At 70.6% G+C, this 21,341-nt stretch carries 20 protein-coding genes and 1 pseudogene; 9 read left to right on the plus strand and 12 right to left on the minus strand.

What is annotated here, in order from left to right; all coding sequences use genetic code 11:
* Window positions 1-207: 207 nt before the first annotated feature.
* Entirely contained in the window at window positions 208-912 is a 705-nt protein-coding gene (locus MKK75_RS24440; protein ID WP_244045101.1) for a DUF4142 domain-containing protein, read from the minus strand.
* A gap of 235 nt (window positions 913-1,147) precedes the next feature.
* On the opposite strand from MKK75_RS24440, the gene MKK75_RS24445 reads away from it, so the two are divergent.
* Both MKK75_RS24445 and MKK75_RS24450 read left to right on the plus strand, forming a co-directional pair.
* Window positions 1,148-2,296 (plus strand): acyltransferase family protein, encoded by a 1,149-nt coding sequence (locus MKK75_RS24445; protein ID WP_244045102.1) that lies wholly within the window; start codon window positions 1,148-1,150, stop codon window positions 2,294-2,296.
* 24 nt (window positions 2,297-2,320) lie between these two features.
* On the plus strand, window positions 2,321-3,184 hold the full coding sequence (locus MKK75_RS24450; RefSeq protein WP_244045103.1) for a universal stress protein: 864 nt from the start codon (window positions 2,321-2,323) through the stop codon (window positions 3,182-3,184).
* Window positions 3,185-3,226: 42 nt separating this feature from the next.
* Here the strand turns inward: MKK75_RS24450 and MKK75_RS24455 are convergent, their stop codons facing one another.
* Window positions 3,227-3,514: a hypothetical protein gene (locus tag MKK75_RS24455; RefSeq protein ID WP_244045104.1), complete on the minus strand. Its 288-nt coding sequence runs from the start codon at window positions 3,512-3,514 to the stop codon at window positions 3,227-3,229.
* A gap of 141 nt (window positions 3,515-3,655) precedes the next feature.
* Here MKK75_RS24455 and MKK75_RS24460 point away from each other — a divergent pair, with 141 nt between their 5' ends.
* From MKK75_RS24460 to nudC, 3 genes are all read left to right on the plus strand, one after another.
* The gene (locus MKK75_RS24460) at window positions 3,656-4,261 is read left to right on the plus strand and encodes a hypothetical protein (protein ID WP_244045105.1); all 606 of its coding nucleotides are present in this window, start codon (window positions 3,656-3,658) and stop codon (window positions 4,259-4,261) included.
* 79 nt (window positions 4,262-4,340) lie between these two features.
* Window positions 4,341-4,760, plus strand: coding sequence for an HIT domain-containing protein (locus MKK75_RS24465; protein WP_244045106.1), 420 nt, complete (start codon window positions 4,341-4,343; stop codon window positions 4,758-4,760).
* 6 nt (window positions 4,761-4,766) lie between these two features.
* Complete coding sequence (nudC, locus tag MKK75_RS24470; RefSeq protein ID WP_244045107.1) at window positions 4,767-5,669, plus strand: NAD(+) diphosphatase; 903 nt, start codon at window positions 4,767-4,769, stop codon at window positions 5,667-5,669.
* A 9-nt stretch (window positions 5,670-5,678) separates the two neighbouring features.
* Here the strand turns inward: nudC and MKK75_RS24475 are convergent, their stop codons facing one another.
* From MKK75_RS24475 to MKK75_RS24515, 9 genes and pseudogenes are all read right to left on the minus strand, one after another.
* On the minus strand, window positions 5,679-6,179 hold the full coding sequence (locus MKK75_RS24475; protein WP_244045108.1) for a cupin domain-containing protein: 501 nt from the start codon (window positions 6,177-6,179) through the stop codon (window positions 5,679-5,681).
* A 140-nt stretch (window positions 6,180-6,319) separates the two neighbouring features.
* A pseudogene (locus MKK75_RS36435) lies at window positions 6,320-6,664 on the minus strand (DUF6883 domain-containing protein).
* A complete protein-coding gene (locus MKK75_RS24485) occupies window positions 6,661-6,912 on the minus strand; it encodes a DUF4926 domain-containing protein (RefSeq protein ID WP_244045110.1) in 252 nt (83 codons plus the stop codon). The pseudogene MKK75_RS36435 and the gene MKK75_RS24485 overlap by 4 nt, the downstream one beginning before the upstream one ends.
* A 70-nt stretch (window positions 6,913-6,982) precedes the next feature.
* A complete protein-coding gene (cysG, locus tag MKK75_RS24490; RefSeq protein ID WP_244045111.1) occupies window positions 6,983-8,455 on the minus strand; it encodes a siroheme synthase CysG in 1,473 nt (490 codons plus the stop codon).
* Window positions 8,456-8,660: 205 nt separating this feature from the next.
* Window positions 8,661-11,357, minus strand: a complete 2,697-nt coding sequence (locus tag MKK75_RS24495; RefSeq protein WP_244045112.1) for a nitrate reductase — start codon at window positions 11,355-11,357, stop codon at window positions 8,661-8,663.
* A gap of 225 nt (window positions 11,358-11,582) precedes the next feature.
* Window positions 11,583-13,187 carry a sulfite reductase subunit alpha gene (locus MKK75_RS24500; protein WP_244045113.1) on the minus strand — a complete coding sequence of 535 codons (1,605 nt, stop codon included), beginning with the start codon at window positions 13,185-13,187 and terminating at the stop codon, window positions 11,583-11,585.
* Window positions 13,184-15,010, minus strand: coding sequence for a NirA family protein (locus MKK75_RS24505; protein WP_244045114.1), 1,827 nt, complete (start codon window positions 15,008-15,010; stop codon window positions 13,184-13,186). The genes MKK75_RS24500 and MKK75_RS24505 overlap by 4 nt, the downstream gene beginning before the upstream one ends.
* Before the next feature lie 11 nt (window positions 15,011-15,021).
* The gene (locus MKK75_RS24510) at window positions 15,022-16,290 is read right to left on the minus strand and encodes an NAD(P)/FAD-dependent oxidoreductase (RefSeq protein WP_244045115.1); all 1,269 of its coding nucleotides are present in this window, start codon (window positions 16,288-16,290) and stop codon (window positions 15,022-15,024) included.
* A 299-nt stretch (window positions 16,291-16,589) separates the two neighbouring features.
* Complete coding sequence (locus MKK75_RS24515; RefSeq protein ID WP_244045116.1) at window positions 16,590-17,348, minus strand: DUF429 domain-containing protein; 759 nt, start codon at window positions 17,346-17,348, stop codon at window positions 16,590-16,592.
* Window positions 17,349-17,451: 103 nt separating this feature from the next.
* Between MKK75_RS24515 and MKK75_RS24520 the strand changes: the two genes are divergently transcribed.
* Window positions 17,452-18,333: an HpcH/HpaI aldolase/citrate lyase family protein gene (locus tag MKK75_RS24520; RefSeq protein ID WP_244045117.1), complete on the plus strand. Its 882-nt coding sequence runs from the start codon at window positions 17,452-17,454 to the stop codon at window positions 18,331-18,333.
* Window positions 18,330-18,800, plus strand: coding sequence for a dUTP diphosphatase (dut, locus tag MKK75_RS24525; protein WP_244045118.1), 471 nt, complete (start codon window positions 18,330-18,332; stop codon window positions 18,798-18,800). Before MKK75_RS24520 ends, dut begins: the two co-directional genes overlap by 4 nt.
* 611 nt (window positions 18,801-19,411) lie before the next feature.
* Here the strand turns inward: dut and MKK75_RS24530 are convergent.
* Window positions 19,412-20,287, minus strand: coding sequence for an ATP-binding protein (locus MKK75_RS24530; RefSeq protein WP_244045119.1), 876 nt, complete (start codon window positions 20,285-20,287; stop codon window positions 19,412-19,414).
* 160 nt (window positions 20,288-20,447) lie between these two features.
* Between MKK75_RS24530 and MKK75_RS24535 the strand changes: the two genes are divergently transcribed.
* Both MKK75_RS24535 and MKK75_RS24540 read left to right on the plus strand, forming a co-directional pair.
* Complete coding sequence (locus tag MKK75_RS24535; RefSeq protein WP_244045120.1) at window positions 20,448-20,891, plus strand: OsmC family protein; 444 nt, start codon at window positions 20,448-20,450, stop codon at window positions 20,889-20,891.
* A gap of 65 nt (window positions 20,892-20,956) precedes the next feature.
* The gene (locus MKK75_RS24540; protein ID WP_244045121.1) at window positions 20,957-21,322 is read left to right on the plus strand and encodes a hypothetical protein; all 366 of its coding nucleotides are present in this window, start codon (window positions 20,957-20,959) and stop codon (window positions 21,320-21,322) included.
* The last annotated feature ends 19 nt before the right edge of the window (window positions 21,323-21,341 follow it).

Raw genomic sequence — 21,341 nt, forward strand, 5'->3', positions numbered from 1 at the left:
CGATGCCGACCCATGGTCGGGATCGGCGCCTCCAGCGGACGCCCGCCGTCGCGCGGGCAACTGGCGACGGGTCCAGCTCATCGTCAGCGTCGGCTCGTGTAAGGCCGAGGCCGCGCGGTGATCTTCCGCACGCAAAAAAGGCGGCCCGCTTGCTCGGGCCGCCTGTCCTGACGGCCCGGCCGAAGCCGGGCCGGGCGATCCGGTGCCTTACATCGCGCCCGGCAGACGCTGCGCCTGGTCGTAGTGCATCTGCAGGGCCGGCAGGGCCTGCTGGGCGTAGTTGCGCAGGGCCGGGTTCGGGCCACCCTGGGCGTAGGCCTGGGTCATCGCGATGGTCATCTGATGGGCCTGAAGCTGCTGCGTCGCGAACACGCGATCGAAACGCGCGCCGGGCGGCGTCGCCGACAGCTCGGCCAGCATCGCCTGCTGCTGCGGATTCGGCTGCACGATGGTGGAGCCGCCCGTTGCCATCATGTCGCCGCCGCCGAGGCGGCCTCCGACCGCTGCGCCGTTCGCCGCGCCGGCACCGGCGCCCTGAAGGCCGCCGACCGGCCCGCCCGAGAGGGTGCCACCGACCACGCCGGTCGCCGCGCCGACGCCCGCACCCACGGCGCTGCCGGCCACCGCGATCGGAGCCGTCACCAGGCCGCCGAGGCCCGGATCGCCGCCTGCCATCGCGCCGGGCTGGCCGCCGGCCAGGGCCACGTTGGCGGCACGGTGATCGCGGATCACCTCCTGGGCGTAGGAACGGATCCGCGGATTGCGCGACTTGGACAGGGCGATCTGCGAGGACTGGATCTCGAAGGCGTTCGCCTGCATCGACTGCATGCGGAAATCGTTGGCACTCTGCGCCAGCGCCGGGGTCGACAGCGCGACGACCAGGGCGGAGGCGGCGGCGTAATTCTTGAGCATCAGGAACCTCGTTTCGAGATGAGAGCGCGAACTGGCATGGGGCGCCGAGCGGAGATCGAACGACCTCACGCCGCGCGTTCGCGAATTGTGGCGTCAACGGAGCCATCGACTTATGGTTCCTGCCGTTTTCGGTTCGGACCGACGGCAAGGCGGAGGTTTGCCCACAGCGCCGCCACCTCGGCGCAGCCGATCGCGGCCGCCGCTGGACCCGGCCGGACCGACCGCTGAGGACCGGATGATCCTGGTCCCGATCCAGATCCTGCGCGCCGTCGCCGCCCTCATGGTGGTCTGGCACCATGCCCGGCACGAGGCGGAGCTCCTGGCCCTGCGCAGTGCCGGTCCGGCCCCGGAGCCCGGCACCGTCCTGCCCTGGTGGGGCGGCGTCGATCTGTTTTTCGTGATCTCCGGCCTCGTCATCGTCCTCGCGAGCGGACGCCTGGTCGGGAGACCGGGCGGCCGGGCGCGCTTCCTCGCCCACCGGATCGCCCGGGTGGTCCCGCTCTACTGGCTGGTGAGCCTCCTCTATCTCGGCCTCGCCCTGGCGCGTCCCGATCTCGTCGGGGATGCCGCCGCCCTCGTCCACGAACCCGTCGCCCTCCTGTCCAGCTTCCTGTTCTGGCCGGCCGCCCGGCCGGACGGCACGATCCAGCCCCTCTACGGGCTGGGCTGGACCCTGAACTACGAAGCCTTCTTCTATGCCCTGTTCGCCGCCGGGTTGGGTTTCGGTCTGCGGGGCGCGGTCACGTGGCTCGTCGCCAGTCTGGGACTCCTCGCCGCCGCCGGGGCCGCTTGGCCGGATCTGCCCCTGCCGCTGCGGTTCTGGGTGAACCCGATCGTGCTCGAATTCGCCGCCGGCGCAGGGCTGGCCCTCATCTATCGGGACGGCCTTCGGCTCGCCGCGCCGGTCCGCGCCGGTCTCGCGGCGCTGGGGCTCCTCGGGCTGATCCTGGCGGCGCGCTGGCTCGCCGATCTCGGCGAGGCCGACGGCATCCTGCGACCGCTCCTCGTAGGTATACCGGCGGCCTTGCTCGTGGCGTCCGCCCTTGGGCCAGGGCGCAATGCCGCGCAGGTCGCATGTCTGCCGGGCTGGACGCGCGCCCTCGTGCGTCTCGGGGATGCCTCCTACGCCCTCTACCTCGTGCATCCGTTCGCGCTGCGCCTCGTGCGCGAGATCCTGCTGCGGCTCGGCGCGGCGCCGGTCCTGCACCCCTATGGCGCCATGGTCCTGATGCTGACGGCGAGCGTCGTGGCCGCCCTCCTGGTCCACCGGTTCGTCGAGATGCCGCTGACCCGCTGGTTGCGCGGAATCCTCGATTCCGGCGATCCTCAGAACCGTGTGCGCGCCGGAGCGGACGCGGTTCCCCAGAGACGCGCGCCGGATTAGCCTCGCTCCGAGGAGGACACCGCCATGAAGACCCTGCTCGTACCCGTCGCGATGCACGATGCCCTGCCTTCCGTGTTCGAGACGGTGCGGCTTGCCGCGGCCCGCTTCGGCAGCCTGATCGAGGGTGTGTCGCTGCGCCCGGCGCTGGCCGAATACGTCCCCGTCGACATGGTCGGCGGCATGACCTGGCTACGGGACGAGGAGGCCGACCGGGCCGAGGCCGAGGAGGCGGGCGGCCGCTTCGTCGCCTTCATGGACGCGGCCGGCATCCCCCGCCATGCCCGCGACGGGCTCTGCATACCGGAGCGGGTGCCGGACGCCGGACCGCGCTATCGCTGGCGGCAGGACGTGCCGACCGGCGACGCGTTCCTCGGCCAGTACGCCCGCCTGTTCTCCGCCACGGTGGTCGGCCGCCCGGGCACCACCGACAATGCCCCGCGAATGACGACGTTCGAGACCGCCCTGTTCGAGAGCGGCCGCCCGATCCTGCTGGCGCCGCCGACCGCGCCCGCGACCCTCGGCGACGCGATCCTGATCGCCTGGAACGGCTCGACAGAGACGGCCCGGGCGGTCGCCTTCGCGATGCCGTTCCTGCGCAAGGCCCGGCGGGTGCTGGTGCTGAGCGTCGAGGGCGGGATGGTGCCGGGCCCGAGCGCCCAGGACCTCGCTCAGGCGCTGGCCTGCGAGGGGGTGGAGGCCGCCCACCGTGCCCTGCCGGCGGGGCGTCGCGTGCCCGGCGAGACCTTCCTGGCGGAGGCCAAGGCGTTCGGCTGCGACCTGTTGATCAAGGGTGCCTACACACAGAGCCGCCTGCGCCAGATGATCTTCGGCGGCGTCACCAGCCACGTGCTGGCCTATGCCGACATGCCGGTGCTGATGGCGCATTGAGTTGCCGACCGAGGGCCGGGCCCGGCCTTCACGACGGCCCGGTCAGCGGCTCTGGACCGCCCGATATCGACGTTTCAGGTACGCGTGAACGGCATGTTCGAAGGCGGCATTCTCGATCGTCCGCAGATCATCCCGCGCCGCGAACGGACCGTGGACGACGACCTTGTCCATCTCGTCGGCGTAGGATCGGGCACGGCAATAGCCATCACCCTGCTCGAAGTGATAGTCGAAAAAGTTGTAGTATTGCTCCATCCGGCCCTCGACAAAGATCGCGTCGATGCTGTGCTCGATCTCGACGGGTCTGATAGGATCGTCAAACGGCTCGGCCATGAATCACCTCCGCACTCAGGCCAGTCTCTCGCCCTGCTCGTGAAGCACAAGCGAAACCGCCCCGTGCCGATCATCGACGGCTTCGGGAACCGCGGCGCAGGCGTGGCGTTCGGCTCCCGCGCGCCCCGAAAAAGGATCCCCGTGACGAGCCTTGTGAACCGCAACCTCATTGCCGCCCTGCTGACGGCAGCTTGCGTCACCACCGTACGGGCCGAGCCGGTCACGGCCCGGTTCCGGGGAACGGTCGAGCGGGCCGAGGCCGACCGCATCGAGATCCGCCGGCCCAGCGGCAGCACATTGGCCCTGCGGATGGATCCGAAGACGAGAGTGTACGCGGTGAACGAGACGGACCTGCGGGCGATCAAGCCTGAGAGCTATGTGAGCGTGCTCGGCGTCGCGGGGGCGGAGCCGCGCCGCGCCACTGCCGTGATGCTGTACTCGCCCTCCGAACGCGGCTTCGAGGCGGGAAGCCAGCCTTGGGACACGGCGCCAGGCGCGACGCTGACGGCCGGCTGGGTTGCCGACCTGCAGCGCGGCTCGCCCCTGCGGATAGCCCTCTCGTACGGCGGCGGGCAATCCACCTTCAAGGTTCCCCACGATACGCCGGTGACCCAGCTCTCACCCGGCGAGAAGGCGCAACTCCAGCCGGGGGCCGCCGTGACGGTCTTCGCCCGATCGGACGCGGACGGCGCCCTGACGGCCGGGACGATCGCGGTGGGCCGGCAGGGCGCCGTCCCGGGCCTTTGACGCATCCGGGCGCGCGCGGCGTCACCGTTCCTGCCCCCGGACCGCGCACGGGGCGCGAAGCTGCGCTACATCGATCGCGATGACCGAATCGTCCTTCACGCTCGATCCGCACCTGGCCGCCGACACCGTCGAGGTGGGCGACCTCGCTCTGTGCCGCGTGCTGCTGATGGACGATGCCCGGTTCCCGTGGCTGATCCTCGTGCCGCGCCTGCCCGCGATCACCGAAGTGACCGACCTGCCCGAGCCGGATTCGTCCGCCCTGTGGCAGGAGATCCGGATCGCCACCGGTGTGATGCAGGCGCTGGCAAAGCCCGACAAGGTGAACGTCGCCACCCTCGGCAACGTCGTGGCGCAGCTCCACGTCCATGTCGTCGGCCGCTTCCGCTCGGACCCGGCCTGGCCCGGTCCGGTCTGGGGGGTCGGCACCCGCACGCCCTATCCGCTCCATGCCCGCGCCCAGCTCATCGAGCGCGCCGGCGCCCTGTTCTCCGCGGCCTGAACTTCCATGACCGACCCCCGCGACACCCTCGGCTTCGTCCGGAACCGACTCGACCGTCATTCGGCTGAACAGCCGGAGGAGGCGGTGCCCGCCTTCGATGCGCCCGGGGCCCGTCTCGTCCTCCTGTGCGGCGACCGGATCGTGCTGCACGGGTCCACCGCGCTGATCGCGCCCGGGGAGGCCGCCGACCTCGCCACCGGCACGCGGATCTTCCTCGGACACCGGGACGGACGGCCGGTCTTCGCCCTCGCGGCGCCCGCCGAGGCCGCGGAACGCCATGCCGGGGAGGGGACCCGCACCCTCGACCTGCGCAGCATCGCCACGGACTCAGCCGTTGAACCCGAGGAACTCGGCCTGCTGGCGGTCGCCAAGTCGATGCTCGACTGGCACGCCCGCCACGGCTTCTGCGCCAATTGCGGCACCGCGACCGTGTCGAAGGCCGGCGGCTTCCGCCGGGAGTGTCCCTCCTGCGCCGCGCATCACTTCCCCCGGGTTGATCCGGTGGTGATCATGCTGGTGCGCCGGGGGGATGCCTGCCTGCTGGGCCGGGGACCGCATTTCCGGCCGCACATGTATTCCTGCCTGGCGGGCTTCCTGGAGCCCGGCGAGACGATCGAGGATGCGGTGCGCCGCGAGGTGTTCGAGGAGACGCATATTCGCGTCGGCGCGGTCACCTATCGGGCCTCGCAGCCCTGGCCGTTTCCCTCGTCACTGATGATGGGCTGTGCCGCCGAGGCCCTGGACGAGGCCATCGTGACCGATCCCAGCGAGTTGGAGGATGCCCGCTGGTTCAGCCGCGCGGACGTCGCCGCCATGCTGGCGGGGACGCATCCCGAGGGCATCCTGGCGCCGCCACCCATGGCGATCGCCCATTACCTGATGCGGGCCTTCGTGGCCGGGGAGACCTGAGCCCGCGCCTCAGCCCGGCCCGCCTGCATTCCGGCTCGGATCGTCGGCGGGGTTGATGTAGGTCAGGCCGAACGGGCCGGAGCCGTTGACCTGCAGTTCCACCGGCTCGTCGGTGGTCCAGAGCGCGTGCGGCATGTCCTCCGGCAGGTAGACGAAGCCGCCAGTCTTGAGCGCTGACCCCTTGGTCTTGTCCAAGATGCGCCCGTGCTCGTGATAGATCGAGCCCGACAGGATCGTCAGCGTCTCCGGCTTCGAATGGGTATGGGGCGCGATCACCGTGTTGGCCGGGATCTTCAGCCGCAGGACGAAGGCGCCTGGCTTGGCCGGATCCCCGGCGACGCGGCTGATCTGCGTGCCCTTGGGCAGGTTCGCGGGCCCGGGCTCGTAAGCGACCGCGGCGGCATCCGGGAGAACCACGAGGTCGGCATGATCGTGACCGACGGCGATCGCCGGCTCGGAGCCACCGAGCACCGCGACCGCCAGTGCTGCACCGATCCAGGTCCGTGTCATCGCTTGCCTCCCGCAATGATTACGATTTTGCGCCCATTGATGGAGTGGTTCTTGACCGGGCTGGGATGATTCCCAGCCCCCATGCCCTGACGCAGTTCGTCGCGGATCCGGATTTGGGACCATTGCAGAGGAACGGGAGCTCAAACCTGCTCGCGCGGGTATGCGGTGATGAAAAGACCGTCGCCCGTCTCCTGAAGCAGCCAGACCGCGAGGATCGTCCGGCGCGTGCCATTGGGCATCAACATCAAGTCTCTGAACGCCAGTTGAGCGCCATATCGTCCGTGCCGAACGCTCGCGACCGGATTCTCCACGATATGCTCGAACAGCGCATCGGCCAGGGTCTTGGGATCGTCGGGCCGGAAGCCTTAAGCGAGAAAGAACTTTGCTTTTGACCCCCCATCGGGGTGCTGAAGATCGAGAAGGTAGTGAACGATCTTCTCGTGCGGGACGAGTGCATTCCTGAACGGAACACGGGTGCCGATCAAAAATCAGGCTTCGACGTCACGACAAATTGGTTCGGCTCGAGCGTGACCAGGGCGGAGAAGGGTCTCGTGAATTCCACTTCGTAGGCTGCGCCGCGCGCCCAGGTGCCGACGATCGTGCCTTCGCTCCCAGCCGGTAGAACGTGCCCCTCCTCGGTCTCCTGCTCAGCGTTCAGCGCGACACGGCTCAACTCGCGGATCGCGGCGCCTTGCCCCAAACTTCTAGCATAGTAGGTCGAGTCGAACGACATGGGGTAATTCTACCGTAGATCTCCGGACGCAGCAAAACCTCCGACTGCTTCCAGTGTGGAACATGCGTTCTCAGATCGCCCGACGCTCCGGCACTGCCTCGGCCGGCACCGCCCCCCGCATCTCGGAGAACGCCTCGCCCACCATCAGCAGGGCCGGCCCGTCGAGGCCCGCCGCTTCGACGCGGTCGGCGAGATCGGCGGCCGTGCCGCGCAGGGCCTGCTGGTTCAGGCGGGTGGCGTTGAACACGAGGAGCGCCGGGGTCGAGGGTGCCAGCCCCTCCTCCACGGCGCGCGCCAGAAGCGCCCGCAGGGTGCGCTTGGGCATGTAGACCACGGTGGTGACGCTCGGATCGGCCAGCGCCCCCCAGTTCAGGTCGTCCGGCAGGGCGCCGCGGCGGTCGTGGCCGGTCACGAATTGCAGGCGGCGCGCGGCGTCGCGATGCGTCAGGGACAGGCCGAGCGCGGCGGCCGCGCCCTGGGCGGCCGAGACGCCCGGCACGACAGTGACCGGGATGCCGGCGGCCCGGCAGGCGTTGATCTCCTCACCGGCGCGGCCGAAGACCAGCGGATCGCCGGATTTCAGCCGCACCACCTGCTTGCCCGAGCGGGCGAGTTGCACCATCAGCGCGTTGATGTCGTCCTGGCGGCAGGACGGGCCGTGACCGGTCTTGCCGACCAGCATGGTCCGGGCCTCGCGGCGGGCGTAGTCCAGGATCTCGGGGGCGACGAGATCGTCGTACAGGATCACGTCGGCGTTGCGCAGCGCCCGCAGCGCCTTGAGGGTCAGAAGCTCCGCGTCGCCGGGGCCGGCCCCGACCAGCGTCACTGCGCCGCCCTTCGGGGCAGCCTCCGTTTCGCCCAGCAGCTCGGCGAGGTCCCTGTCCGACGGTACCCGGTCGGGCTCCGCGAAGGCGCGGTCGGTGAAGCGCTCCCAGAAGACGCGCCGCTCCGCGAAGCCGTGGAAGCGCGCGGTGACGCCGTCCCGCCAGTCGCGGGCGGCCGCAACCCAGCGACTGAACCCGCGGGGCAGCATCGCCTCGATGCGGGCGCGCACCGTCTGGCCGAAGACCGGGGCGGCGCCCTCCGTGGAAATGCCCACGACGAGCGGCGACCGGTTGACGATGGCGCCGAACTTCACGTCGCAGAGATGCGGCCGGTCCACCGCGTTGACGATGGCCCCGGCCCCGCGGGCGGCCGCCACGAAGGCGACGCACTCGGCCTCGTCCTCCATCGCGCCGATGCAGAAGGCCGCGCCCCACAGGTCGTCCGGGTTCCAGGCGCGCTCGTGCAGCTGCACCTGACCGTCGACGATCTCACCCGGCACGGCGCGCAGCTCCTCGCCGGGCTCCGGGGCGTAGACATCGACATGGGCGCCGGCTGCGGCCAGCACCTTCACCTTCCAGGGGGCGCCGCCGGAGGAGCCGGCGAGCACCACCCGCTTGCCGCGCAGGGGGACGAAGACGGGCAGCACCGCCAGCGGCTCCAGCCCGGCGGCCTTGGTCTCGCGGGGGGCGCGGGTCGCGCGCAGGGGGGTGTCGGTCACGGGTCGGTCCTGATCGTCCTCGGTCGGCCTCTCCCATCCACCCCCTCATCCTGAGGTGCTGCGCAGCAGCCTCGAAGGAGGGCTCCAGGGATCGCGCGGCCGGCTGGAGGGCTCCTTCGAGGCGGTCGCTGCGCGCCCGCACCTCAGGATGAGGTGAACTGGTTGGACGGGCCGGTCTGTCCTCGCACTTCAGTGTACCAGATAATCACGCGGCGCGGGCGGTCTGCCCGGCCAGCATCTTGCGGATCTCCGGTATGCAGGAGCCGCAATTCGTCCCGGCCTTGCAGACGGCACCCACCGCCTCCACGGAGCCGGCGCCCCCCGCAATGGTGGCAGCGATCACGTCGGCGCCGACGCCGTGGCAGGCGCAGACCACCGGGCCCGCCGACGCCGTGGCGGCCCGCCCGGAGAGGAGCGCCAAGCGCTCGGGCGTCTCCGGCTCCTCGGCGGCGAACAGGGCCTTGGCGGCCTCCCAATCCGGGCGCGCCCCGGCGGGGGCATAGGCGAGGCTGGCGACGAGGCGCGTGCCGTCGTAGACGGCGCAGCGGTAGCGGTCGCGGGCATGGTCGGCGTACTCGGCCAGGTCGCAGCCGGGCAACGCCTCGCTCTGGATCAAGCCGCGCATCATCAGCGCCACGGCCCGGGAGCCGTCCTGGGTGGCGAATTGAACGCCCCAGCCGCCGGTGATCGCCGCCCGCGCCCACCACCAGCCCGCCGGCAGCGGCACCTGCGCCCGGGACAGCAGGAAGCCGCGGGCGCGGTAGGCCAAGGGCGCGATCGCGGCCGGGGTCGCCTTCAGCTCAGGCTGGCCCGAGACCGGATCCGGCATCCCGCGCACCAGGGCGCCGACCCGGGCCTTCGACGCGAAGGCGCCGCCCCAGTGCATCGGCATGAACAGGCTGCCCGGCACCACCGTGTCGGTGACCGTCACCTCCAGCTCGGCCTCGCCGTGTGCCGTCGTGAGCCGCGCGATGCCGCCGTCGACGAGTCCGTGGGCGGCCGCGTCGTCCGGATGCACCTCGACGAACGGGACGGCGCGGTGGGCCGAGAGGCGCTGGCTCTTCCCGGTGCGGGTCATGGTGTGCCAGTGGTCGCGGACCCGACCGGTGTTGAGCACCCAGGGGTAGGCCTCCGACACCGCCAGCGCGAGGGCCGGCGGCTGCACAGCGACGAAGCGGGCGCGCTGGTCGAAGGTGTAGAACCGCCCGTCGCCGAACAGGCGCGCCTTGCCCTGCGGTGCGTTGCGGGGACCGGAGCGCTTCGGGATCGGCCACTGCACCGGCAGGGTCGAGTCGTAGGCGGCGTCGCTGATGTCGGTGAGGGCGCCGAGGTCGAAGTCGCGGGTGCCGTTGTTCTCGTAGGCCGAGAGGCCGGCATGCTCGCGAAAGATCGCGGCGGCGGACTCGAACGCGAAGGCCCGGCCGTGCCCCAGCCGGCGGCCGACCTCGGCGAGCACCGCCCAGTCGGGCCGCGCCTCGCCGGGGCTCGTGAGGAACCGGCGCTGGCGGGAGATCCGGCGCTCGGAGTTGGTGACGGTGCCGTCCTTCTCGCCCCAACCCTGCGCTGGGAGCAGGACGGTGGTCTGGCCGGCGCCCCGGGCGGTGTCGGAATCCGAGACCGCCTCGGACACCACGTAGAGGTCGAGCCCCTTCAGCGCCTCCCGGATCACGTCGGCCCGCGGCATCGAGACCAGCGGGTTGGTGCCCATCACCCAGAGGGCCTTGATCTTGCCCCGGCTGACCGCCTCGAACAGGGCGACTGCCTTCATGCCCTCGCCGGTGATGATCCGCGGCGCGCCCCAGTAGCGGCGCACCCGGTCGACCTCCTCGGGGGCGAAGTGCATGTGGGCGGCCAGCATGTTGGCGAGCCCGCCGACCTCGCGCCCGCCCATGGCGTTGGGCTGGCCCGTGAGCGAGAACGGCCCCATCCCGGTCTGGCCGATCCGGCCGGTGATCAGGTGGCAGTTGATGATGCCGTTGCCCTTGTCGGTGCCCTGTGCCGACTGGTTCACCCCTTGCGAGAAGGCGGTGACCACCCGGCGGGTGCCGGCGAACAGGGCGTAGAAGGCCGCGATGTCGGCCTCCGGCACCCCTGTCGTCGCGGCGACCGCCGCCGTGTCGGGCGCGATCTGGCGGGCGCGGTCGAGGGCGGCGTCGAGGCCGGCGGTGTGCGCCTCCACGAAGGCGCGGTCGCGGAACCCGTTATCGGAGAGGTAAACGAGGAGCCCGGAGAACAGCGCCACGTCGGTGCCCGGCCGGAGGCCGAGAAAAAGGTCGGATTCCTCCGCGGTCTGGGTCCGGCGCGGGTCGATCACCACGAATTTTGTGCCCCGCCGGGCCTTGGCGTCGGCCATGCGGCGGAACAGGATCGGGTGGCACCACGCGGTGTTGGAGCCGACCAGAACGATCAGGTCGGCCTCGTCGAGATCCTCGTAGCAGCCCGGGACCGTGTCGGAGCCGAAGGCCCGGCGGTGAGCCGCGACCGCGCTCGACATGCACAGCCGTGAGTTGGTGTCCACGTGCGGCGTGCCGATGAAGCCCTTCGCGAGCTTGTTGGCGACGTAGTAATCCTCGGTGAGGAGTTGGCCCGACAGGTAGAAGGCGATCGCGTCCGGGCCGTGCTCCTCGGCGACCGCGCGGAGCTTTTCGGTGACCGTGTCGAGGGCCGCATCCCACGAGACCCGCGCGCCGTCGACGTGGGGGTGGAGCAGGCGGTTCTCCAGCGACAGGGTCTCGCCGAGCGCCGAGCCCTTGGAGCACAGGCGCCCGTAATTGGCCGGGTGCTCGGTGTCGCCCGCGATGGCGGCGCCGCCCTGATCATCCGGGGTCGCGAGCACGCCGCACCCGACCCCGCAATAGGGGCAGGTGGTCCGCACCGTCGGCGCCGCCACAGGCTCGATCATGGCTGGGTCCTCGAAGATTCGTCTTGGGCAGCAGCAAGGTTCGCGCCGCGTGTCCCTCCCCCCTTTGCGGGGGAGGGTGGCCCCCGCAGGGGGTCGGGTGAGGGGAGCGCCCTTTCCGGAGAGGTCGCGACAGGAGCCGAAGCCCGCACCGTCGCGCTGCCCCTCTCCCGCCCCGCTTCCGCGGGGCACCCTCCCCCGCAGAGGGGGGAGGGTTGGCGGTGCGCCTCAGTACACGTCGGCCTGATACCGCCCGGCCTTCCTGAGCGCTGCGAGATACGCCACCGCATCCTCGGGGCTCTTGCCCCCGAACTGGGCCGCGACGTCGATGATCGCCCGCTCCACATCCTTGGCCATGCGCTTGGCGTCGCCGCAGACGTAGAAATGCGCGCCGCCCTCGAGCCACTTCCACAGATCGGCGCCGTTCTCCCGCATCCGATCCTGGACGTAGGTCTTCTCGGTGCCGTCCCGGGACCACGCGAGCGACAGGCGGGTGAGGACCTTATCGTCCTTCAACTGGGTCAGCTCGTCCTTGTAGAAGAAGTCCGAGGCCTGACGCTGGTGGCCGTAGAACAGCCAGTTGCGGCCCGGCGCCTGCGTGGCGGCGCGCTCGCGCAGAAAGGCCCGGAACGGCGCGATGCCGGTGCCGGGGCCGCACATGATCACGTCCTTCGACAGGTCCGCCGGCAACCCGAACCCGTGCGCCTTCTGGAGATAGACCTTCACCCGGGTCTGCTCCGGCAGGCGCTCGCCGAGATGCGTCGAGGCCACGCCGAGCCGCAGCCGCGAGCGGTGGTTGTAGCGCACCGCGTCCACCGTCAGCGACACCCGGCCGACATCCATCTTGGGCGAGGAGGAGATCGAGTAGAGCCGCGGCTGCAGCTCGTCCAAGGCCTCCAGGAAGACCTCGGCGTCGGGCCGGGCCCCCGGGAACTTGTGGAGCGCGCCGAGCACGTCGAGATAGGCGGCATCGCCGTCCGGATCCTCGCCGGAGGCCAGCGCCTGCGCCTTTTTACGCGCTGCCCCAGAGGTCAGGAGCGACAGGAGCTGATAGAGATTGTCCGGCGCGGCGCCCAGCGCGTAGTTGATCAGCAGGTGGTCGCGCAGGGTCCGGGCGCCGATCACCCGCTCGGGCCGGGCGCCGAGTTCGGCGATCACCGCGTCCACCAGCGCCGGGGCGTTGGCGGGGAACAGGCCGAGCGAGTCGCCGACCTCGTACTGGATCGGCGTGCCGTCGAGCCCGATCTCGATGTGCCACGTCTCCTTCTCGCCGCCCGGATCGTTGAGGCGGCGGCGGGACAGGAACAGGGCCTCGACCGGGTTTTCCCGGCAGAAGCCCAGCGGCCCGAGATCGGCCGCCTTCTTCGGCGCGTCGCCCTCCGCCTTCGGGGTGGCCGGCGCGCCGCCGGAGGTGCCGAACTCCTCGTCCAGCTTCTTGAGCATGCGCATCGTCTCCTTGCCGCCGGGCTGGCAAAGATTCAGGCGCTCCTCGTTCTTCAAGAAGATCGCGTTGGCGTAGTCGGCGCAGTTGTAGCCGCACTGGCCGCAATCCTGCTGGGCCATGGCGGCCATCAGCTTCTGCGGCTCGGGCCGGTCCTTGGCCATCTCCATCCGCTCGCCGATCGGCACGGAGGGGTCGTGCCAGGGCGCATCGTCGTTGTCGGCGAGTTTCGGCCCCGTGGCGGGACCTTCGCCGGGCGCGAGCGCCGTGGCGCCCGCGATGGCGGGGCCGAGCAACGCCGCGAAGTAGCCCGAGAGCCAGGCGCGCTGATCTTCGTTGAACGGGGCGGATTCGGGGATCAGGACGAGGGGGGGCGAGACGTGCTGGGTCATGCGGCGGCCTTCAGGGCGGGCTGGTCCTCGGCAGCGTCGCGGAGCGCCTCCGCGCCGGTGCGGCTGGTGAAGGCCTGAAAGCTCTCCTCGGGGCCCTGGCGGCGGGCGAGGTAGGCGCGCAGCAGCGCCTCGACCCGGGAGGGACAATCCTCGGCCTTCACGGCCTTCCAGATCTCGGTGCCGATCTTCGGGTTCTCGGCGAAGCCACCGCCGACCACGATGTCGTAGCCCTCGACGGTATCGCCCTCTTCGGAGACGACGACCTTGGCGCCGATCAGCCCAATATCGCCGATGTAGTGCTGGGCGCAGCTATGGTGGCAGCCGGTGAGGTGGACGTTCACCGGCACGTCGAGGTTCGGCACGGCCGTCTCGATATGGTCGGCGATGATCAGGGCGTGCCCCTTCGTGTCGGAGGCCGCGAACTTGCAGCCCCGCGCGCCCGTGCAGGCCACGAGGCCCGAGCGGATGCCCGCAGCCTTGGTGGTGAGGCCGAGCGCCTCGATCCGCGACTCGACCTCCGCGACCTTCGCGTCCGGGATCCCGGAAAAAATGAAGTTCTGCCAGACGGTAAGGCGGATCTGGCCGTCGCCGCACTCGGCCGCGATCTTCGCCAGGGCCCGGACCTGATCGCTGGTCATCTTGCCCACCGGCAGGACCACGCCGATCCAGTTCAGGCCCGGCTGCTTCTGGGCGTGGACGCCGACATGGGCGTAGCGGTCGGTGGGTTTACGCGGGGCCACGTGCTCCGACGCGACCCGGTCGAGCTTGCGGCCGAGCTTGTCCTCGACGGCGGCGAGGTACTTGTCGAAGCCCCAGGCGTCGAGCACGTACTTCATCCGGCTCTTGTTGCGGTTGGTCCGGTCGCCGTTCTCGATGAACACCCGGATGATCGCGTCCGCCACGGCGTTGCAATCCTCAGGCTTCAGCACGATGCCGGTGTCCCGGGCGAGGTCCCGGTGGCCCGAGATGCCGCCCAGCACGAGGCGCATGTAGATGCCCGGCGGCACGGATGCGCCGTCCAGTACCTCCACAGCCTGGAAGCCGATGTCGTTGGTCTCCTCCAGGGTCGGCATCACGCCGCTGCCGTCGAACGCGACATTGAACTTGCGCGGCAGGCCGAAGAGCGAGCGGTCGTTGAGGATCCAATTGTGCCAGGACTTGGCGAGCGGGCGCGTGTCGAGGAGTTCCTGGGCGTCGATGCCGGCGGTCGAGGAGCCGGTGACGTTGCGGATGTTGTCGGCCCCCGAGCCCCGGGCGGTGAGGCCGATATCGGTGAGCCCGTCGAGGAAGGGCTGGGCGTGCTCCGGGCTGATCTCGCGCACCTGCAGGTTCGCCCGGGTCGTCACGTGGACGTAGCCGCCGCCGTGCTCGTCAGCGAGGTCGGCGACGCCCGCGAACTGCCAATGGTGCAGGATCCCGTTCGGGATCCGCATCCGGCACATGTACGAGACCTGATTGGGCGCGACCCAGAACAGGCCGTGATAGCGCCAGCGGAAATTGTCCTCGGGCTTCGGCTGCTTGCCGGCCGCCGCCTCGCGAATCAGGCGGTTGTGGCCTTCGAACGGATTCTCGGCGCGCTTCCACTTCTCCTGCTCGCAGAGCTTGCCGCCGTCCTTGAGGGTCTTGTCCTGCGCCTTGATGTGAATCGCGTCCGGGCCCGTCGGCTCGGCGGGGGGCGCGGCCGCCCCCGCCCCGCCGGCGAGGCCGCCGGTCATCCGGACGGCGGCGATCCCGGAGGCGAACCCTTCGAGGTAGCGCTGCTGCTCGGCGTCGAACGGGTTCGGTGCAGCCTGCGGTGCAGTCTGGGTGAGGGTCTCGGCCATTCCGTGCCTCCCTAAGCGGCCAGCGGCTCGGGCGCGGGGCACCCGAACATCAAGTCGTCCACGTTCTCGATCGGATCGCCCGTGCGAATCAGGCGCTTGCACGCCGCCTGCTCGGCGATGTCGCCCACGAACACGGCGCCGATCAGCTTGCCCTCTCGAACCAGCAGCTTGCGGTAGAGTCCGGCGCCGGGATCGGAGAGCACGATCGCCTCGGCGTCGTCCGGCGTATCCACGATGCCGGCCGAGAAGACCGGCAGGCCGGAAACCTTGAGGCTCGTCGACAGGGCCGTGCCCCGGTAAGCGGCGGCCTCGCCGGCGAGGTGGCGGGCCAGCGTGTCGGCGTGCTCGTAGGCGGGCTCGACGAGGCCGTAGACCATCCCGCGATGCTCGGCGCATTCGCCCAACGCGAAGATGCGCGCGTCTGAGGTCGTCATCCGATCATCGACCGTGATGCCGCGGCCGGTCGCGAGCCCCGCGGCCTGCGCCAGCGCCAGCGAGGGGCGCACGCCCACCGACATCACCACGAGATCCGCCGGCAGCACCGTGCCGTCCGCCAGCGTGAGACGCTCGACCCGGCCATCGCCCTCGACGCGGGCGGTGTCGGCGCTGAGGAGGACCTTCACGCCGCGGGCCTCCATGGCGCGCTTCACCAGCCCGGCGGCGTGGTGGTCGAGCTGGCGCTCCATCAGGCGGTCCATGACGTGGAGCAGGGTCGTGTCGATCCCGAGCCGCGCGAGCCCGACCGCAGCTTCGAGGCCCAGCAGGCCGCCGCCGATGACGATCGCCCGTGCATGCTGGACGGCCGCCCGGCGGATCGCCGCCACGTCGGCGAGATCGCGAAACGTGATGACGCCGGGCAGATCCATGCCGGGCTTCGGCAGGCGGATCGGCAGCGACCCAACCGCGAGAACCAGCTTGTCGAACGGCAGGACGTGGGTCTCGCCCACGAGGACCAGCCCGTTCTCCCGGTCGATCTGCGTGACCGGCGCGCCGGTGATCAGGCGGATGCCGTGGGTCTCGTACCAGTCGAGGCCGCGGAACGCGCAGGCCGCCTCGTCGACCTCGCCGCCGAGCAGCGAGGAAAGCAGCACCCGGTTATAGGCGGCCTGGGGCTCGGCGCCGACGCAGGTGACGTCGAAGCGGCCGGGAGACCCCTCGGTCAGGCGCTCCAGGAAGCGCAGCGAGGCCATGCCGTTGCCGACGACGACGAGTCTCTCGCGCGGCAGGCCGGTCTGGCTACGCGCGTCGTGTCTCCGTGTGTCGATAGGGGATGTCGCCATCGTTCGCTTGCGTCTGGAACCTCGATTGCAGGATCGTTGGCGGACCGCCCACGAAAAAGCCGCTGCCGGTGACCCCGGGCACGCTTCGAGCCCCAGGAGAACCGGATCAGCGGCCTCGCTGACGGCGCTGTCCGTCGCCGTTGACGGACGGAGCTTATTAAGCAGCTTCCGTGCCAGATCGGCCGCTTGGCGCTAGGGGCCGGAGCGAACAGACGAAATGCGATCCGGTCGCAGGCGCCTGTCCGCCGCGAGGTCGCCTCGTGCAGTGCACAAAAAGCGGGCGCCCGGCGGATAAATCATCATTCGCCCCGGAGCGCCGGCGGTTCCTGCACGGCCGGTGCCCAGATCACCACCGGCAGACCGTGACCGTCCTGTGCCGGCGGGTCGGGGAGCGGCCGGGCGCGGCCCGCCAGGATGTCGCGCGCCACGACCAGGGCGGCCAGCGCATCGAGGTGGTCGTCCTCCGGGATGCCCTTGGCACGGGCATCGAGCAGCGCCGCCGGCAGGCCCGCCGCGGACAGAAGAGCGCGTCGGCGATCGAGCCCCAGGCGGGCCGCGCGCCCTTTCTTCGGCAGGCCGAGGGGCCGGTCGCCGTTGAGGGCGTGGAACGCCACCTCCGGGTGGACCTCGTGAACCCGGTCGCGCAGTTCAGGCCGCTCCCGCAGCAGGGCATCGACCGCGCGGACGTAGCGGAAGATGTTGTAGCCCTGAATCGAGGGCGCGAAGGGTGGGTCGCTGTCGGCCCGGGAGGCTGCCTTGGCGGCCTCGTAATCGGCCGCGTAGATGGCGGCCCGCGGCGGCATCGGGAAGACCGACGACCGCGCTGGACCGAGCTTGGCGCGCGCCGCCAGATCGGCCGCGCGGCCTCCGCCGAGGATCCGGTCGGGCAGGCCGATCGGCACGTCGATCCCGACCACGAGCGGTCGTTCCGGCGCGTCGAGGAGCGCGGCGAGATCCGGGAACAGGGCGCAGCGGTGCCGGTCGGGATCATCGAGGTCGAGCAGGGCGCCCGCCCAGGCACCCCGGCATCCGTCGAGTCCCGCGATCCACCGCGCCATCGCGATCCTCCCCCGTGCGGAACCGGGTCCGCGCTGCGTCCTTGTCCGGGCTCGCGCGGACAGCTATCGCATCGCGCCGACGCACCGAATCGGGAGCAGCGTGATGAGCGAGATCCGTCCCCGACGCAGCGTCCTGGCGATGCCCGGCTCCAACGCGCGGGCGCTCGAAAAGGCGCAGACGCTCCCCGCCGACGTGATCCTGATCGATCTGGAGGACGGGACTGCTCCGGAGGCCAAGGGGGCGGCCCGCGAACGGGTCGCTGCGGCGGTCGCCGCCCGGGGCTTCGGTCGGCGCGAGGTCGTGGTGCGGATCAACTCGCCCGAGACCGAGGACGGCGAGGCGGACCTCGTGGCCCTCGCCGCCGCCGCGCCGGACGCCATCCTGGTTCCGAAGGTCCGCACCTCCGATACGCTGATCGCCGTCGGCTCGCGCATGCGCCGCCTCGGCGCGCCGGCGGCGACCCGGGTCTGGGCGATGATCGAGACGCCGATGGCGGTGTTGAACGCCGCCGAGATCGCCGGAGCGTCGCGGGACGTCGATGGGCGGCTCTCCGCCCTGGTGATTGGCCCGAACGATCTCCTGAAGGCGGCCCGGATCCCGCCACCGGGTCGCGCCGCCCTCGTACCCTGGCTGATGACGGTGCTGGCCGCCGCGCGGGCCTACGAGATCGAGGCGATCGACGGCGTCTTCACTGACATGACCGATGCAGCCGGCTTCGAGACCGAATGCGCGCAGGGCCGCGACCTCGGCTTCGACGGCAAGATGCTGATCCATCCGAGCCAGATCGGCCCGGCCAACGCCGCCTTCGGGCCGAGCACCGCGGCGGTGGCGCAGGCCCGCCGCCTGGTCGAGGTCTTCGCGGCGCCAGAGGCCAGCGGGCGCGGCGTGATCGCCCTGGACGGGAAGATGCTCGAGCGCCTCCACGTCGAGGCGGCCCGGCGGACGCTGGCGCTCGCCGAGGCGATCGAACGGCTCGGCGCGTGAGCGATCTGCCGGACGTCGGCCTGCACCTCCTCGACCCGCGGCTGCCGGGCTGGGGGTTTCCGCGCTGGGGCTCGGCCTCGGCCGCAGGCCTCGATCTGCACGCCTGCCTGGAGGGCCCGATGGACCTGCCGCCCCAGGGCGCGCCGTCCCTGATCCCGGCCGGGTTCATGGTGCTGATCCGGGATCCCGCATGGTGTGGGCTGATCTTCCCGCGATCCGGCCGCGGCCACCGGGAGGGGCTGGTGCTGGGCAACGGCACGGGGGTCATCGACGCGGATTACCAGGGGCCGCTGATGGTCTCCGCCTGGAACCGCGACGCCGTCGCCTCGATCCGGATCGTGCCCGGCGAGCGCATCGCCCAGCTGGTCTTCACCCGCATCGCTAGGCCGGTCCTGACCGTGCTGGAGGGCGAGGCCGTCCCGGAATCGGCCCGGGGCGCGGGCGGTTTCGGGTCGAGCGGACGCTGATCCGCCGTCCAAGCGCACCGGACGCGGCGGCGCTGCCAGCCCCGCACGCGCGGACCCGCATCTGCACGGATCTGTCCGTCCTGCCGTGATCCGAGACCGGACGGCGATGACCTGACACAGGGCGCGATGTCGGAACGATGACCACCCCGCACAACGCGTCGCACATTTTGTGTTAGATAAGTAATCACTGCAACAAGATGGCAGATTTTGGTCTATTAGACGATTATTCCAATTTAATAATTCGAACTTATACAATCTTTGTACCGGATTTGTATCAAATCAAAGTCTTTTACGTTGGCTTGACCAATTTTCCTGATACGCGGCCATCGGGAGGGAGCGGTCTCGCCATCCCATCTCAACGCCCAGCAACCGGTTTTGTTAGAGGCGCTGAAACCGTTCCCGATCGCGTTACATCACGGTACACGACACAAGTCAGAACGCTTCGGGTCGGCTGGAATCATCCGAGCAATCCGCTCCATCGCGATGTCGTAGACCGTGGGGCTTCGAGCGGAACGGCTCCGAGCCTGTGTTGTAATGCGCTTTCGGCCACCGAAGGATAGCGGCCTGGAACGGAGCCACGTCATGTGGTCCCGGATGCGTCGAACGCGCGCTCAGTCCAGCGTCTTGCCGAGCTGCCCTGCCAAATCCTGGATGAACTGAAACGCGGTGCGGCCCGAACGGGAGCCGCGGGTGGTGGCCCATTCGAGGGCTTCCGCCCGCAGCCGCTCCGGCGGCACGGCGAGCCCGTAGCGCTCGGCATAGGCACGGATCATCGCCAGATACTCGTCCTGGCTGCACTTGTGGAAGCCGAGCCACAAGCCGAACCGGTCCGAGAGCGAGACCTTTTCCTCGACCGCCTCGCCGGGGTTGATCGCGGTCGAGCGCTCGTTCTCCACCATGTCGCGGGCGAGCAGATGGCGGCGGTTCGAGGTCGCGTAGAACAGCACGTTCCCAGGCCGGCCCTCGATGCCGCCGTCGAGCGCCGTCTTGAGCGACTTGTACGAGGTGTCGTCGGCATCGAACGAGAGGTCGTCGCAGTAGACGAGCCAGCGGTGCGGGTCCGGGCGCAGCAGGGCCATCAGGTCGGGCAGGGCCTCGATATCCTCGCGGTGGATCTCCACGAGCTTCATCGGCCGCGATCCGGCAGGCCGGCGGGCGTTGATCTCGGCATGGGCCGCCTTCACCAGGGAGGACTTGCCCATGCCGCGGGCGCCCCACAACAGGGCGTTGTTGGCCGGCAGGCCACGGGCAAAGCGCTCGGTGTTCTCCATCAGGGTGTCGCGCGCCCGGTCGATCCCGGTGAGCAGCCCCATCTCGACACGAGCGACCTGCGGCACCGGGGTAAGCCGGCGCTCGGGCCCCCACAGGAAGGCGTCGGCGGCGTCCGGATCGAAGGCCGGCGGGGTCGGGGGCGTGGCCCGCTCCAGCGCGGTGGCGATGCGCTCCAGCAGCGGCATCAGGGTCTCGAGGGTGGGGGCGCTGGTCATCGGATCGGGGGGTTCGGGGCGGGCAGGGGGCCGGTTCTACGGGGAAGACGAGCGGAAAGCACCCGCTTCCGATTGCATGACGCGACTCTCCGAACAGGCGCACGGATCGGGCGTTGGATCCTTCAGCGGGTGAAGGCATGCGTTCCGCTGGGGGGCTCGAATGGACGCAGGACCGACGATCCGGATCACCCAGGTCGACGCTTTCGTCTTCACCGTTGATTTCGGCGCCGCCCTGCCGGCGCTGGTTACCGACGAGGCGCCGCCGATCGGCGGCGGAGCCGGGCCGTTCCCCGAGCAGATCCTGATCGCCGGCGTCGCGAACTGCCTCTGCGCCAGCCTGGTCTTCGCGCTCGGTAAGTTCCGGCAGGACGCGCGGGGCGTCGCCGCCGAGGCGCAATGCCGGGTGGAGCGCAACGCCGAGGGGCGGCTGCGCATCACGGGCATCGAGGTCCGGATCGGCTTGGGCGCCGCCGCCGTCGAGATGCCGCGGATCGACCGGGTGCTGGAGCAGTTCGAGCGGTTCTGCACCGTCTCGGAGAGCGTGAAGGCCGGGATCCCGGTCTTCGTCTCGGTGACGGATCGCGACGGAACCCAACTGACATGAGCTCACCCGCGGAAAGATCCGCCGCCCGGCGCATTCTCGCAACGCGAACCGGTGGAGGAGACGCCATGCCGGATGAGACCCGTGAGACCGCCGAGGCACCCGAAGCGCTGGCCGCCCTCTTCAACCGGCGCGCCAATGCGGGCGACGTCGAGGGGCTCGTTGCCCTGTACGAGCCCGGCGCCGTGCTGGCGGCCGGCCGCGTGGTGGCGACCGGCCATTCCGAGATCCGCAGCTTCTACACAGACCTGCTGGCGCGCAGATCCGACTTCCCGGCACCTGAGACCCTGCCGCCCCTGCGCACCGGAGCGTTGGCCATGACCTTCGCCCGTCTGCCCAACGGTGCCTTCTCGGTGGAGGTCGCCCGTGAGCAGCCGGACGGGACGTGGCTCTGGGTGATCGACCAGCTCAAGCTCGCACCGCCGAAGGCCTGACCGGCGCGCTTGTCCCACC

This window comes from Methylobacterium sp. J-030 (genome assembly GCF_022829545.1).
Taxonomy (GTDB): domain Bacteria; phylum Pseudomonadota; class Alphaproteobacteria; order Rhizobiales; family Beijerinckiaceae; genus Methylobacterium.